This window comes from Mucilaginibacter sp., assembly GCF_036568825.1.
GTDB lineage: Bacteria > Bacteroidota > Bacteroidia > Sphingobacteriales > Sphingobacteriaceae > Mucilaginibacter.
Genome location: NZ_DATCRU010000060.1, coordinates 82,191 through 97,221, shown reverse-complemented (window position 1 = coordinate 97,221; position 15,031 = coordinate 82,191). Strand labels below are relative to the sequence as shown.

Sequence of the window (15,031 nt, the reverse complement as noted above, 5' to 3'; positions counted from 1 at the left end):
CACGTTACCCATAAGAAAAGGCCGGGCCTTTGAGAGAACAATAAAAAATAAACACTCAAAAAGTAAATTCCGAACCTATTCAAACTTTAAACCAGCATACTAATCCTTAACTTAATGACATTGCTCGTAGAGGCTACCCTTGGCCGACTAACATGTTTTGGATTACGGATGAAGGATAACCCCTACAGGGTACAATTTTTATTTATTGACTTCTTTCCTACAAAGCGGCAGACCCTATGGGTCATAGGTACGGGTAACAAGTTTCGATAAAACTTTGCGATTAGGGCCAAATAAGCGATATTTAGCCAACTGATCTATTTCGAAAAGCATTGGCAGAACTAACCCCATCCCAGCGTACCTGGAAGGCATTCAAACAGAATAAAATTGCTGTCGCAGGATTAGTGTTTATCATTCTCTCTGTCGTGATTGCTTTATTGGGCTATCTCATCATGCCCGATTCTACTCCCCGCGCCAATAACATGATCATTCAGCTCAGCGTCAAAAAGCCCGGAGCTACTTTTACCATGCTGCAAATCCGTAAAAGCGAGCCTGTTGATACCGTAAATCCTTTCAGGAAAATGTTATTTGGACAACCAGCCTTTTTTAAAGAAGTACCCATCAAAGGATATCATTTTGCACATGATTCGATCTATGTAGATGAATACATCGGCGACGAGGATAAACCTGAAGAAAAAGGCTATAGTGTAGTCGAAGTGCTCACCGGCAAAAAAACATCTGACTTAGTGAAATTTAAATCGGAGTACGGCCCTATATTGGTTAACGCTAAGCAACTGGAAGATAAAATCGTTTCAGAGCAAATTGTTAAGCGCACCTTTTGGCTAGGAACGGATACCTACGGTCGTGATTTGTTGAGTCGTTTAATATTAGGCGCAAGGGTATCGCTTGCTGTGGGTTTTATGTCCGTAATCATAAGTTTACTTTTAGGCATAACAGTTGGCGCCGTTGCAGGTTATTTTGGTGGATGGATTGATGCATCTTTAAGCTGGCTGATGAATATTTTGTGGGCCTTGCCGGCTTTGCTGCTGGTTATCGCTATTTCCTTTGCTTTGGGCAAAGGTTTGTGGGAAGTATTTATTGCTGTTGGACTTTCTATGTGGGTCGAAGTTGGCCGACTGGTACGCGGTCAGGTTTTGAGTTTAAAGCAGGTGGAGTTTGTTGAAGCTGCCCGGTCACTTGGTTTTAATAACGTCCGGATCATTCGCCGTCACATTTTACCAAACATCATAGGGCCAATATTGGTATTAGCTTCATCAAACTTTGCATCGGCAATTTTGCTGGAGGCGGGTTTGAGCTTCCTGGGTTTTGGCGCGCAACCGCCTACACCAACCTGGGGAAGCATGATAAAAGAACATTATGGTTATATTATTATGAATTCTGCTTATCTTGCCGTATTGCCGGGTTTGGCCATTATGCTGATGGTTTATGCCTTTAATTTGGTGACGGTTGGTTTGCGGGACGCATTTGACATAAAATCACAAAGTACACGGATTTAAGAAAATTTATTCATTATTTTGATCTGTCTCTAAACCCATAAATGCAAAGTATCGAGGAAATTTCCGGCGAGGATGAGTTAATCAGGTTGCTGCTTAAAAGGCAGTCAGAATTGAACTCATTGCTTGAGGTTACCAGGGCTATTAACAAGAATATTTCGACACCTGTACTGATCCAGATGCTCGAAGTAATAATGCAGAATTATCTGCAGGTGGGCAGGCTACGCTTTTTAATTGAGCACGAAGGCAGCTTTGTTTGTATATCCAGTTATGGGGGCGAAATAGAAACTACCAAATCTCTTCACAATGCCTGTAAGAAGCTGAAAACCAAAGTTGCATCCCCGCTCACACAACAAACGGACTCCTTACTAAAAAACTACGACTACTTTATTCCCTTCTATCACAAAAGCAAGCCATTAGCTTATGCCCTGATCGGTGAGTTTAATACTACCGACGAGATGCTGAACAATGATTTGAACTTTATCCAGACACTGATCAACGTGATCGTGGTGGCCTTAGAGAACAAAAAGCTATTCCGCGAGCGAATGGAATCGGAGCGTTTTAAACGTGAAATGGAGCTTGCCCAGGAAGTGCAAAATATGCTGATCCCGCTGAGGTTTCATAAGGATTCAGCAGTAGAGATCGGCGCCAAATACTTCCCGCATCAAAATATAGGCGGCGATTATTTTGATTTCATCCGCATTAATGATCATGAGTTTATGTGGTGCATTGCCGACGTTTCTGGCAAGGGAATTTCGGCGGCTTTATTGATGGCCAATTTCCAGGCGAGCTTACGTGCATGGGCTGTAGTGGAGGATGACCTGACCAATATCATCGAGCGCCTAAACCAGATCATGCTTAGAAATACCAAAGGTGAAAGGTTTATCACACTCTTCCTTGCAAAATATAATGGTCATACCCGCAAGCTGAACTTTATCAATGCCGGGCATAACCCTTCCATTTTATTTAAAGATGGTGAAGCAATTCCGCTTAAACTGGGAACTACCATGATCGGCGCTTTTGATGAGCTGCCATTTTTGAATCAAGGCGAAGTAGATATTGAACCAGGCACACTAATATTTAATTATACTGACGGTTTGATGGATTACGATGTGCCTACCCAAAAAACCTGGGATGAAGATAAACTGATAGACTTTGTAGTGAGCAACGGTAACCTATCTCCTGATAAATTTAACCAAACCCTCCTCGATCATCTTAACCTTATTGTTAAAGGTAAGCCTATCGATGACATTACCTTGCTCACAATCAGGATTTTTTAAATTGTGGAAAATTAATCCATATATAAACCCTTCCAACGCCTATAACATTTCCAACTTTTACAACGTTACTCTATTTTTGAAAAATGTTAGCAGGCAGGTATCAGTTTGAATTTATTGAGGCGGGATGTGATGAAGCTGGTCGGGGATGCCTTGCCGGACCTGTCTTTGCCGCAGCCGTTATCCTGCCCGATGGGTTTGACCATCCGCTGCTTAACGATTCTAAACAAGTTACCGAAGAAATAAGATACCAGCTTAGAGATGAGATCGAGCAAACTGCGGTTGCCTTTGCTGTCGCTTCGGTTGATAATAATGAAATAGACGAGATCAATATCCTCAATGCCTCGTTCCTGGCGATGCACCGGGCGATAGAACAGCTGTCAATAATTCCGGAATTTTTAATTATTGATGGTAATCGTTTTAATAAATACAAAAAAGTGCCACATCAATGTATTGTAGAAGGCGACGCCAAGTATTTCAGTATTGCTGCTGCATCCATCCTCGCAAAAACCTACCGGGATGATTTTATGAAGCAGATAGCTTTGGAGCACCCTGAGTACGATTGGCACAGCAATAAAGGCTATCCAACAATAAAGCACCGCGAAGCCGTTTTAAAAATGGGCTTTACACCTTATCATCGCCGCACTTTTCGTGTAAGCGACCCGCAGCTAAGTATTTTCTAAAAGATGTTTTGATTCGGCATTGCGGGTTTTTACTTTTGTTAAAACCACTTATTCCAGTTGAAGATCCTCATTTTAACACACCGAGTACCATTCCCGCGCAACGGGGGTTACCCTATTGTGGTTTGCAATACGGTGCTCGGCTTAGTTAATTTAGGGCATGAGGTATCGTTGGTGGCTTTAAATACTAAGAAGCATATTCACGAAAGCGATGAACCGGATGAGCTGCTGGATAAAATAAACTACAGGGTCTATGATATAGATGCAAGTGTGTCGTTTTTTGATGGCATACTGGACATCTTCAGCAAAACAACCTATAACATCGATAAATATTACGACGAGGAATTTGATAAGCTTTTGATCCGAACTATAAGGAACACAGAGTATGACATTGTTCAGTTTGAAGGATTATTTGTAGCCCCATATGTGGATTCTGTCAGGAAAAATTGTTCATCCAAATTGGTTTACCGGGCGCATAATATTGAGCATCATACCTGGGAAACGCTGGCACAGCAAAAGACAGATCCATTCAAAAAGTTCTATTTAAAGTTGATGGCCCGCCGTATAAAAAATTACGAGCTGCAGCAGATCAATAGGTTTAATGCTATCACCGTTTTTACCGAACAGGACCGGAATACTATTATGCATTATGGCGCTACCATACCTGTGGAGATTGTCCCCTTTGGTGTCGACCTGGATCATTACAAACCTAATTTTTCAAAAACCGAGTTCCCAAGCCTTTTCTTTTTGGGTTCGCTGGATTGGATGCCAAACCGCGAGGGCATCGAATGGTTCTTGAAAACATTTCACGCTGATTTTGTGAATGATGAATTACGGGTGCGTTTTTATGTTGCGGGCAACGAGATACCGGAAGAATTTGATGATTATGATATACTGGGAAAAGTATTCATCCAGGGCGAAGTAGATGACGGATTGGAGTTTGTAAACAGTAAATCGATTATGCTTGTCCCTCTGTTGTCAGGTGGCGGTATGCGTGTAAAAATTGTTGAAGGCATGGCTATGCAGAAATGTATCATCTCCACTTCACTTGGCGCCGAAGGCATCAACTACAAAAATGGCGTAAATATCCTCATCGCAAACACTCGCGACGAATTCCTGAAAGCCATAAAACGCTGTGTAGCTGATGAGGATTATATTAAAGCAGTAGGTATAAACGCCCGTAAGCTGATAGAACAGCAGCATGATGTAAATAAAGTGACGAAGATACTGGTGGGAATTTATGAGTCGTTAGGTTGAGATTAGTTGTAGAAGTTGTAAAGGTTGTAGATGTTGGAGTGGTTGTAGAAGAATCACAAGCGATTGATAACAATTACAACCACTACAACTTTTTCAACCTTTCAACCAATTTATTACTTTTGCCGCCAATTAGTTTGATATGAAGAATACGGCTTTAACCGATAAACACGTTCAGTTGGGCGCCAAGATGGTGCCTTTTGCGGGGTATAATATGCCTGTGCAGTACGCAGGGATCAATGTTGAACATGAAACTGTTCGCAAGGGAGTTGGGGTGTTTGATGTGAGCCACATGGGCGAGTTTATTCTGAAAGGCGAAAAAGCGCTCGACCTGATCCAGCGCGTTACCAGTAACGACGCCTCAAAATTATATGACGGCAAGGTGCAATATTCCTGCCTGCCAAATGAGGACGGCGGCATTGTGGACGACTTATTGGTTTACCGTATTGACGAGAAAACTTATATGCTGGTGGTAAACGCTTCCAACATCGAAAAAGACTGGAACTGGATATCCAAATTCAATACCGAAGGCGTGGAGATGAAAGATATTTCTGACCGTACTTCATTACTAGCAGTTCAAGGTCCAAAAGCAGCAGATGCTCTGCAAAGCCTGACTGACATTGACCTGGGTTCGATGGAATACTACACCTTCAAAAAAGGAACTTTTGCAGGTATCGATAACGTGTTACTTTCAGCTACGGGTTATACCGGAGCGGGTGGTTTCGAAATCTATGTTGATAATAAAGACGCTGAAAAACTTTGGAACGCTGTTTTTGAAGCAGGCGCTGCATTTGGTATAAAACCGATCGGCCTGGGAGCCCGCGATACTTTGCGTTTGGAGATGGGTTTCTGCTTATATGGCAATGATATTGATGACGCAACCTCTCCATTAGAAGCAGGCTTGGGCTGGGTAACCAAATTCACTAAAGATTTTACTAATTCAGAAGCATTGCAACAGCAAAAGCAGGAGGGTTCAAAACGCAAACTGGTAGGCTTTGAAATGATCGATCGCGGCATACCACGTCACGACTATGAGATCGTTGATGCTGATGGAAATACAATAGGAAAAGTAACATCAGGCACCCAATCGCCATCATTACAAAAAGCTATTGGCATGGGCTATGTAAAAAATGAGTTCGCTAAAGAAGGCACCGAGATATTCATCAGCATCCGCGACAATAAAGTAAAGGCAAAGGTTGTAAAACCTCCATTCTATAAATAGTCATTAGTCACGGTCATTAGTCATGGGTAAGACATGACTAATGACCAGTAATTAATGACCAATGACTAATGACCAATGACCAAGAATCTAAATGTTTGCCTTAGCCCTTCGCTTTTACCGCTATACCAGGTCGACGAATATATTGCTGTTATTATAGATATTTTCCGCGCTACATCATCCATTTGTTATGGCATTGACAATGGCGCTGAAGCGATTATACCTGTAGCAGAAGTAGAAGAATGCATCGCCTACCGCGATAAAGAAAGCAGCTTTTTGCTGGCTGCCGAACGTAATGGAGAAGTGGTAGCAGGTTTTGATTTTGGCAATTCTCCGTTCTCTTATACAAAAGAAAAAGTAGCAGGCAAAACCGTTGTACTAACTACCACAAATGGTACACACGCTCTGCATTTATCCAGATCGGCTAAAAAGATAGTGATCGGTTCATTTTTAAACCTGACCTCGCTTTGCAACTGGCTTAAAACACAAAATGAGAATATCCTGTTAGTTTGTGCCGGATGGAAAAATAACTTCAATCTGGAAGATACTTTGTTTGCGGGCGCTGTAGTTGATCAACTTAAAGCCGGGGACTACAAAACCGACGATGCTGCCATCGCTGCCAATGACCTTTACCAGGATGGTAAAAAGGATCTGAATGCCTACCTGGCAAAAACCTCGCACAGCGAACGCTTAAAAAAATTAGGTATCGAAGCGGATATTGCTTTTTGCCTGAATGTGGATATTACTACCGCTATCCCCATTTTACACGGGCAACGCCTGGTAAAATTGCAGTAGTGGCAGCAGCAAACCTCAATACTCGATCTATCTGCTACCACATCGCTGCAACGGCTAATGATTAACTCTGCAAAATCGCATTAGCCAGTCTCATCTATATATGCTATTCTATAAACGCATATATCGTAATTTAATTATGTTAAAAAATGTTAAATAAAAATATAATTCTAAATTATTTAATTTTTCAAAATAATATTTTATATTAGCATAGTGTTTCAGTAGTGGCAGCAGCGGCTTTTTCTCAGATTCACACACATTACCACTCGTAAGTCTGCTGCCACATTTTTTATTGCTGCACTACCCTGAGTTTTCTTTTGGCCCTCCATCTTTTTATAACCATATAGATTACCACCGCTACGATTACCAATGGCCATATATTGATAATACCAAAGAACAGGTTCTGCATTAACTCCCATCCGCCTTTCAGGGATGAGCCCAGTCGGTCACCGATAGTTGTTCCGCTGTATTGAGGTGTTTGTTCGCTGTAGAAATTAACTTCGAGGGTACTATAAGCAACCTGTCTGCTCAGATAATTCAGCGTTCCCTGAGTAGAATCGATTGAAGTGCGGATCTCAGTAAGCTTATTTTCAATCTGCAGCACATCGCTCATTTTGTCAGATCGTTTCAACAATTCCTGGTAACGCTTTTCGAGTAATTGCTGATTGGCCAGGCTGGTTTTGATATCGATAAACTGTGAAGTCATATCAGCAACACGGACGTTCTTGGAGTCAATCTTGGCTGCATTACCAGAAACGGAATCCAATAACAGATCGAAATTTTTAGAAGGCACACGCAACTTCAAAGTCAGACCACGGCGATAGGAATCATTTGTTTCATTTTCCTCGGACACATAGCCGCCCAGGTTTCTTAAAGAAGTAATGATCTTCTTACGTGTGCCATACAAATTGCCGGTTTCAAAACTGATATCACCGGTTTTGATAAGTTTCTTTGAGGTGTCAGAAATGATCTGTTGCGGACTGCTGGGAGATGCATTCGTGTTGGCGATTTTATCTTGATTTTCGTTTACAGGACTGACTTTGGCCTTTTCAAGTGTTGCAACTTTAAACTCTTTTTCAGGAGTGGATGCCTGTTTGCACCCGTTAAATATAAATGCGATAAGCACTATTGTTAATACACGTTTCATGACAAGTTTTTTTAATTTTTTCCATTTTAAATTGTTGTTAAATGGATGTTCCTTGCCCGAAACGTTGTATACTTATTTCAGCTTCTCGTTATTCCTGTGCCTGTCAGCGTCGCGGATGCTTTTCTTCTGCATATTTTTTTCCAATGCATCTGTCAGGTCAATTCCGGTTTGGTTCGCCAGGCAGATCAGCACAAAAAGCACATCAGCCATCTCGTCGGCAAGATTCACTTCCGTATCCGATTTCTTGAACGACTGCTCACCGTATTGCCTTGCCATTATCCGGGCTACCTCGCCCACTTCTTCCATTAAAATGGCGGTATTGGTCAGTTCGTTAAAGTAACGGATACCGGTTGTTTTTATCCATTCGTCTACAAGATGTTGCGCTTCCTTGATTTCCATAAAACACGATTAAAAGATTTTAATGATTGTCTTTATCCTTGGTATCCATAATGATCGTTACGGGCCCATCGTTCAGCAAACTGATCTTCATATCAGCACCAAATATACCTGTGGCTACTTTTTTATTGGTCAGTTCTTCGAGTACTTTGATCATCTGTTCATACATAGGTATGGCCTTGTCTGGACGTGCTGCACGGGTAAAGCCGGGACGGTTTCCTTTTTTACTTGATGCAAACAGAGTAAACTGTGAGATGAGCAATATATCACCATTCACATCAGCCAAAGCTTTATTCATCAAGCCGTTTTCATCACCAAATACACGCATTGAAGCTATCTTTTGTGCCAGCCATTGCAAGTCATCATTGGTATCGGCGTCTTCAATGCCTAACAAAACCAAAAAACCTTTTTTTATTTCTCCGGTGATTTTACCATCGACTGTACAGCTGGCTTGTGTTACACGTTGTAATACTGCTCTCATTGATATTGAATCGATTTGTTGAGCAAGATAAAGATAAGGAGGCATTTGTTTTAAAAATTCATATATTTGGATGTAGCCCCAAATGGGTTAAAACAAATTATATTTATACTGAACCTTATCCGTATGAAATCAAAGCTTTATCCTGCTTTACTATTGATTGCAGTTTTTGCAATAACATCTTGTTCAAAAAATTCCAACCCGACCCCCAAACCACCCACGAACCCAATCAAAACTGATTCAATTGTAACGACTCCGATATGGTCTTCTGATGCAGATGTATACTTTGTTGGCACTTCTGAACAAGGAAACAAAAATGCAGCTACGTATTGGAAAAATGGCGTAGCTACCGTTCTTAGTTCGGGCGATGACGCAACTGGTATAGCCATAAGCGGGAATGACATCTATGTAACAGGAAGATCCGGCGGGGGAGCTGCTTATTGGAAAAATGGAGTGCTCACATCATTAAAAGTGTCCCAGTCAACAACTGAAGCTTTTGCCATCACAACTAATGGGAATGATATTTATATAGCCGGAGATATAGATGCTAAAGCTACCTATTGGAAAAATGGAGTTGCAACATCAGTTCAACCCAATCAATTATTGAATTCGGTAGCAAATGCTATTGCTGTCAATGGAAATGATGTTTACCTGGCCGGCTATACTATTAGTGTAGCGGGTGTTTTCCAGGCTGCTTATTGGAAAAATGGTATTTTAACACAATTGTCGCCTGCGCCTCTGCCCGGCACATCTACTCAGGCAACAGGAATTGCCGTGAGCGGTACTGATGTTTATGTTACCGGATATACAAACGATGGTGCAACTTTATGGAAAAATGGTGTAGCTACAGTGCTTTCAAAACCCGGTGTGGCGGTTGCAAACAGCATAATTGTTAATGGATCAGATACATATGTGTCAGGTTTCTCCAATGCAGTGGTGACTTATTGGAAGAACGGCACTGCAGTAAATCTTTCTCCTGGCAATATCGGCAATTTGATAGACGCGTCATATGTGGCTTTGGACGGCAATGATATATACGTGGCAGGAGGTTTATCCGCATCGCCCGAAGGTTCGATTTATTGGCGCAATGGAATTCCTTATCTATTTAGTAAAGGATTAAATGATATTAAAGGCATTATAGTAGTCCCGCATTAATCACGCCCTGGTATCATTCCCGTTATAAATGCTCAGATAGCTTTCATAACGGGATAGTTCGATATCGCCTTCCTCAACGGCTTTTATCACGGCACAGCCAGGCTCGTTGATGTGACGGCAACTGTTAAAACGGCATTGATTCAAAAGTGCACGCATTTCGGGGAAGAAATGGCTAAGCTCATTTTTTTCTATGTCGATCACACCCAGTTCGCGTATACCGGGCGTATCGATGATATATCCGCCCTCCGGCAGTTCAAACATCTCGGCAAATGTAGTGGTATGAACGCCTTTGTCGTGCCATTCGGAGATTTGTGTAGTCCGCAATTGAAGATCCGGCACAAGTGAATTGATCAGGCTCGATTTACCAACACCAGAGTGACCTGAGAACAGAGTCATTTTATCTTTTATAATGGCAGATACCTGCTCTACATTGGTCCCATTTAGTGCAGATACCTCATAGCATGGATAGCCTATTCTTTCATAAATCAATGTGTACTCAGCCAATATTTCAAGTCCTTCATCACTGAAAAGATCGAGCTTGTTAAACACTAGTCCGGCGGGAACATCATATGCCTCTGCAGTTACCAGGAAGCGGTCGATAAACCCCAGTGAAGTACGCGGCGATGCCAAAGTAACAATCAGTAATGCCTGATCGAGATTAGCGGCAATGATCTGCGCCTGTTTTGACAGGTTAACCGATTTACGAATAATATAGTTTTTTCGCGGATGGAGTTTGGTGATCACACCGGTTCCCTGCTCGGGCTCCAGTTCAAAATCGACATGATCACCTACAGCGATAGGATTGGTAGTGGTAATGCCTTTGGTGCGGAATATGCCCTTGATACGGCAGTCATATTTTTGCCCATTATTAGTTAACACCTGGTACCAGCTGCCGGTCGATTTGGTTACAAGTCCCTCCATGAGTATGCAAAGGTATCAAATTTAGCAGGGTGACCGAAATAAAGCCGGAACGACCTTAAATACCTGGAAATTGATGGTTAATTCAGTAGATGCTTGTATTTAGTTAATGGCTAAATATTTCGTTTAGCATAAAATCATTTTCATAAAACTCAAACAAATCTCTCGCCTGATACTTTATACATCAGCGGGTTGATCGTGGCCGGCCCCCTCAAATTATTCAAGGTAAACTATTGTTATTGGAAATCAATTTTCAATTGCTGATACAATTTGTAGTTTATTTTATGAAATCAAAACCTTTACTTCTTTTCGTCCTGGTGCTAATGTTGGCTATACAGGCATGTATGAAAGGCGAAAAAATACCTCCTCACCAGCCAAAACCGGTAGATATTTATGTAGGTGGATTTACCATTGCATCAAACGGAAATTTTGTTGCAACCTATTGGAAAAACGGCGTCGCTACGGCTTTTGGCGACAGCACGCTTAATTCAGTGGTCACCTCTATCGTTGTTAGCGGCATGGATGTATACATGGCAGGATTTACCCGTCAGAAGTTGGGAAATGCAGTAGCCTGTTACTGGAAAAATGGTATGATCACTAACCTGAGTGACGGAAGCACTGAAACCCGGGCTACGGGCATAGCCGTTAACGGCACAGATGTGTATGTGAGCGGTACAATAGGTACTATTCAATCGGTAGCTGTTTATTGGAAAAATGGCAGCCAAACAATGCTGGGTGATAATTCATCGGCTTCTTCTGCCAGTGCTATTGCAGTAAGCGGGAATGATATTTATGTAGCAGGCTTTAGCAATAATAATTATGCCAGTTACTGGAAAAACGGCAAAGACTCGGTATTATCTACTACCGATGTTGGAAATTGTTCTGACATTCTTCTTGATGGGAATGATGTGTATTTGGCCGGATTTGTTGGTAGTACCGGAGGCGCCACTTATTGGAAAAATGGTATCGCAGTTACGCTATCTCAGAATGGCTCAGCATTTGCAGCTAATGGAATTGCAGTTAGTGGTTCGGATGTGTATGTTTCAGGAAGAGACAGTCACGGACCGTACGGAGCTTACTGGAAAAATGGTGAATTAACTAAATTTCCGTTGGGTACAGTTGTTAATGATGTCGCTGTAACCGAAAGTGATGTTTATTTAGCCGGTGTACAAACCAGCGCCACTCCCAGGAAAAACAACGCTGTTTACTGGAAAAACAACACGATGGTAATTCTGCCAAAATATGGCGAGGCGAATAGTATCGCAATTGTTACAAAGTAAATTTTTTTAATTAGAACTATATAATTAGTTTTATGGCGATACGAAAGTATCACCTAAGCCTGTCTTCATCTACCTATGAATTTCATAAAAAAGTTGCCGGTTGAAAGGCCCTCAACTTGCTATATGACAGACTTTTTCCGCGAACCGTTGAACGGTCAGCTATAATCAATCATTTCCATCCTCAGAAATTAAAAACAAATACTATTTGTTTATTCAAAAAATATCTACTTACTTTACAGACATTAAAGAACATGATACCATCATGAGTTGCCTTTGGTAATAAACAATCACTCATGATAGCTTCATTGCCTTTAAAAAACAAATTCTCTTAATGAAAATTAACAGCACCATAATTACAACAACTACCACCGGATCGATTTCCGGAGGAAGATAATCTTGTGGTGTAAAACATAAAAAAGAAACAACAGCAAGCCTTCCTCCGAAAAGAGGAAGGCTTTTTTACTTTATTACAATGAAGATTTTAAAATTCGGAGGCACTTCAGTCGGTTCGGCGCAAAGCATCAGCACTGTGATCGATATATTAAAAAGGGAATATAAAGCCGGCGAAAAGCCAATAACGGTCTTGTCGGCAATGGGCGGAGTAACTAACCTGCTTTCAGCAATGGCCGAAAAGGCATCGAGAGGTGAAGACTTTACCGCTCAGCTCGCAGAACTGGAAACACGCCACTTTGATATGGTCCGCACATTACTGACCGTGCAAAATCAAAACCCTGCCTATACCAGGCTGAAGATCAACTTTAATCACCTGGAGGAATTGCTACAGGGTGTATCAACACTCCGTGAGCTTACCGCAAAAACCAAGGACCTGATCTTGAGCTATGGTGAACGCTGTTCTACACTAATGATCAGCAAAATGGCAGCACAGTATTTTCCTGAAGCTTTGTTTGTAGATGCCTCCGAGCTGATCAAAACTGACAGCGATTTCGGCCACGCCAAAGTGAATATGGAACTGACCGAATTACTGATAAAAGGTTTTATTCAGGAAAATCCGGGCAAGATGCTGTTTGTAACCGGTTTCATTGCCTCTAACGATGCCGGACAGATCACTACTTTAGGTCGCGGTGGCAGCGATTATACTGCTGCTATATTTGGCGCAGCTTTAAATGCTTCCGAAATCCAAATATGGACCGACGTAAACGGCATGATGACTGCCGATCCACGCATGGTGAAAAAAGCATTTTCGTTGCCTGAATTAACCTACACCGAAGCCATGGAACTTTCTTACTTCGGTGCGAAAGTGATCTATCCGCCAACTATGATTCCTGCATTTTTAAAGAAAATCCCAATCGTTATAAAAAATACTTTTGAGGTTGATTTTGAAGGGACGGTTATTCAGCACCATTGCAAAGCATCTTCACTACCTATTAAAGGGATTTCGTCTATCAGTGATATCAGCATTATTAACGTTCAGGGCAGCGGTATGGTAGGTAAGTCGGGATTCAGTGGCAGGTTGTTTTCCCTACTGGCCCGCGAGCAGATCAATATTATTTTGATCACGCAATCTTCATCCGAGCACAGCATCACTTTTGCAGTGAATCCGCATGACGCAGCTAAAGCACAACGGGTGATAGAACAGGAATTTGAACTGGAACTCCTGGCTAATAAATTAGATCAACCCGATATCGAACAGGACCTCTCCATATTGGCTATAGTGGGCGAAAACATGAAGCAAACGCCTGGTATATCCGGCAAATTGTTCCATGCGCTTGGCCGTAATGGTGTCAATGTAAGGGCTATTGCACAGGGATCATCCGAATACAATATCTCCGTAATTATTTCTCAAAGTGATTTAGCCAAAGCGTTGAATGCTGTACACGATGCATTCTTTGTTCAGCTGAATAAGACGCTTCATGCCTTTTGCCTCGGCACAGGCAATATTGGAACAACCTTATTCCGCCAGTTGAATGAGCATAGCGAGTTTCTACAGCAGAATAACGGCATACAGGTAAAAATAGTAGGAATCAGCAATACCCATAAGATGGTATTCAATTCGGATGGCTTCTCTTTGGATAACTGGCAAGACGAGTTAAAGAAATCAAATGAAAAAGCTGACCTGAGCACTTTCGTGAAGAGAATGAAAGAAATGAACCTGCCGAATTGTGTATTTATCGATAACACCGCAAGTCCGCAGCCCGTTGATGTTTATGAGCAGGTGTTCAGGTCAAATATATCCATAGTTACCTGCAATAAGATCGGCAATTCGGCTGGTTTTAAACAATATAAAACCTTCCGTGATACAGCACGTCAGCATGGCGTGGATTTCTTTTATGAAACCAATGTTGGTGCTGGTTTGCCCATTATCCGCACACTAAAAGACCTGATGAACAGCGGTGACCGTGTAAAACGTATTGAGGCCATTCTTTCAGGAACAATCTCTTTCATCTTTAATCATTTTAAAGATGACGCAAATTTCCACGACGTGGTAAAACTGGCACAGGAAAAAGGTTATACCGAACCCGATCCACGAGATGACCTGCGCGGTACTGACTTTATGCGCAAGATATTGATACTTGCCCGCGATGCAGGTTATCCAATGGAAGCTGCCGATATCCAAATTGAAAGTATCCTGCCAAAAAGCTGTATGGAAGCAGAAACAGTGGAAGATTTTTATGCTGCGCTAAAACAGGAGGATGCATACTTTACGGAATTAAAGGAGCGGGCTGAAAAAGAAAAGAAAGTGCTCCGTTACATCGGCAAGCTAGAAGACGGAAAAGCAGCCATCACCTTACAAATGGTTGATGAAAACCATCCGTTCTACATGCTTTCGGGCAGTGATAATATTATTTCGTTTACAACAGATCGTTATAAAGACCGCCCATTGGTAGTTAAAGGTCCGGGTGCAGGCGCGGAAGTTACCGCAGCCGGTGTATTTGCTGACTTAATAAACGTGGGGGCCAATTAAT

13 protein-coding genes are annotated in these 15,031 nt (G+C 41.9%); 9 read left to right on the top strand and 4 right to left on the bottom strand.

What is annotated here, in order from left to right; all coding sequences use genetic code 11:
• Positions 1 to 329: 329 nt before the first annotated feature.
• The 6 genes from VIM89_RS12735 to VIM89_RS12710 all read left to right on the top strand — a co-directional run bounded on the left by VIM89_RS12735 (position 330) and on the right by VIM89_RS12710 (position 6,736).
• Positions 330 to 1,514 (top strand): ABC transporter permease, encoded by a 1,185-nt coding sequence (locus tag VIM89_RS12735; RefSeq protein WP_488156539.1) that lies wholly within the window; start codon positions 330 to 332, stop codon positions 1,512 to 1,514.
• Positions 1,515 to 1,555: 41 nt separating this feature from the next.
• Positions 1,556 to 2,791 (top strand): PP2C family protein-serine/threonine phosphatase, encoded by a 1,236-nt coding sequence (locus VIM89_RS12730; RefSeq protein ID WP_488156538.1) that lies wholly within the window; start codon positions 1,556 to 1,558, stop codon positions 2,789 to 2,791.
• Positions 2,792 to 2,874: 83 nt separating this feature from the next.
• The gene (gene rnhB, locus VIM89_RS12725) at positions 2,875 to 3,471 is read left to right on the top strand and encodes a ribonuclease HII (protein WP_488156537.1); all 597 of its coding nucleotides are present in this window, start codon (positions 2,875 to 2,877) and stop codon (positions 3,469 to 3,471) included.
• 57 nt (positions 3,472 to 3,528) lie between these two features.
• Positions 3,529 to 4,725 (top strand): glycosyltransferase family 4 protein, encoded by a 1,197-nt coding sequence (locus VIM89_RS12720; RefSeq protein ID WP_488156536.1) that lies wholly within the window; start codon positions 3,529 to 3,531, stop codon positions 4,723 to 4,725.
• A gap of 139 nt (positions 4,726 to 4,864) precedes the next feature.
• Positions 4,865 to 5,944 carry a glycine cleavage system aminomethyltransferase GcvT gene (gcvT, locus tag VIM89_RS12715; protein ID WP_488156535.1) on the top strand — a complete coding sequence of 360 codons (1,080 nt, stop codon included), beginning with the start codon at positions 4,865 to 4,867 and terminating at the stop codon, positions 5,942 to 5,944.
• Positions 5,945 to 6,019: 75 nt separating this feature from the next.
• A complete protein-coding gene (locus VIM89_RS12710; RefSeq protein ID WP_488156534.1) occupies positions 6,020 to 6,736 on the top strand; it encodes a 2-phosphosulfolactate phosphatase in 717 nt (238 codons plus the stop codon).
• 286 nt (positions 6,737 to 7,022) lie between these two features.
• Here VIM89_RS12710 and VIM89_RS12705 read toward each other — a convergent pair whose 3' ends face one another.
• The 3 genes from VIM89_RS12705 to dtd form a co-directional block, all read right to left on the bottom strand.
• Positions 7,023 to 7,880 (bottom strand): DUF4349 domain-containing protein, encoded by an 858-nt coding sequence (locus VIM89_RS12705; RefSeq protein ID WP_488156533.1) that lies wholly within the window; start codon positions 7,878 to 7,880, stop codon positions 7,023 to 7,025.
• A 72-nt stretch (positions 7,881 to 7,952) separates the two neighbouring features.
• Positions 7,953 to 8,279, bottom strand: a complete 327-nt coding sequence (locus tag VIM89_RS12700; protein ID WP_488156532.1) for a nucleotide pyrophosphohydrolase — start codon at positions 8,277 to 8,279, stop codon at positions 7,953 to 7,955.
• Between the two features lie 19 nt (positions 8,280 to 8,298).
• Positions 8,299 to 8,757 (bottom strand): D-aminoacyl-tRNA deacylase, encoded by a 459-nt coding sequence (dtd, locus tag VIM89_RS12695; protein WP_488156531.1) that lies wholly within the window; start codon positions 8,755 to 8,757, stop codon positions 8,299 to 8,301.
• Positions 8,758 to 8,880: 123 nt separating this feature from the next.
• Between dtd and VIM89_RS12690 the strand changes: the two genes are divergently transcribed.
• Positions 8,881 to 9,909, top strand: a complete 1,029-nt coding sequence (locus VIM89_RS12690; protein WP_488156530.1) for a hypothetical protein — start codon at positions 8,881 to 8,883, stop codon at positions 9,907 to 9,909.
• On the opposite strand, the gene rsgA is transcribed toward VIM89_RS12690, so the two are convergent.
• Entirely contained in the window at positions 9,910 to 10,830 is a 921-nt protein-coding gene (gene rsgA, locus VIM89_RS12685; RefSeq protein WP_488156529.1) for a ribosome small subunit-dependent GTPase A, read from the bottom strand.
• A 281-nt stretch (positions 10,831 to 11,111) separates the two neighbouring features.
• Here rsgA and VIM89_RS12680 point away from each other — a divergent pair, with 281 nt between their 5' ends.
• Together VIM89_RS12680 and thrA are read left to right on the top strand one after the other, a co-directional pair.
• A complete protein-coding gene (locus VIM89_RS12680) occupies positions 11,112 to 12,107 on the top strand; it encodes a hypothetical protein (RefSeq protein WP_488156528.1) in 996 nt (331 codons plus the stop codon).
• A gap of 472 nt (positions 12,108 to 12,579) precedes the next feature.
• Positions 12,580 to 15,030, top strand: a complete 2,451-nt coding sequence (gene thrA, locus VIM89_RS12675) for a bifunctional aspartate kinase/homoserine dehydrogenase I (protein WP_488156527.1) — start codon at positions 12,580 to 12,582, stop codon at positions 15,028 to 15,030.
• Position 15,031 lies beyond the last annotated feature (1 nt).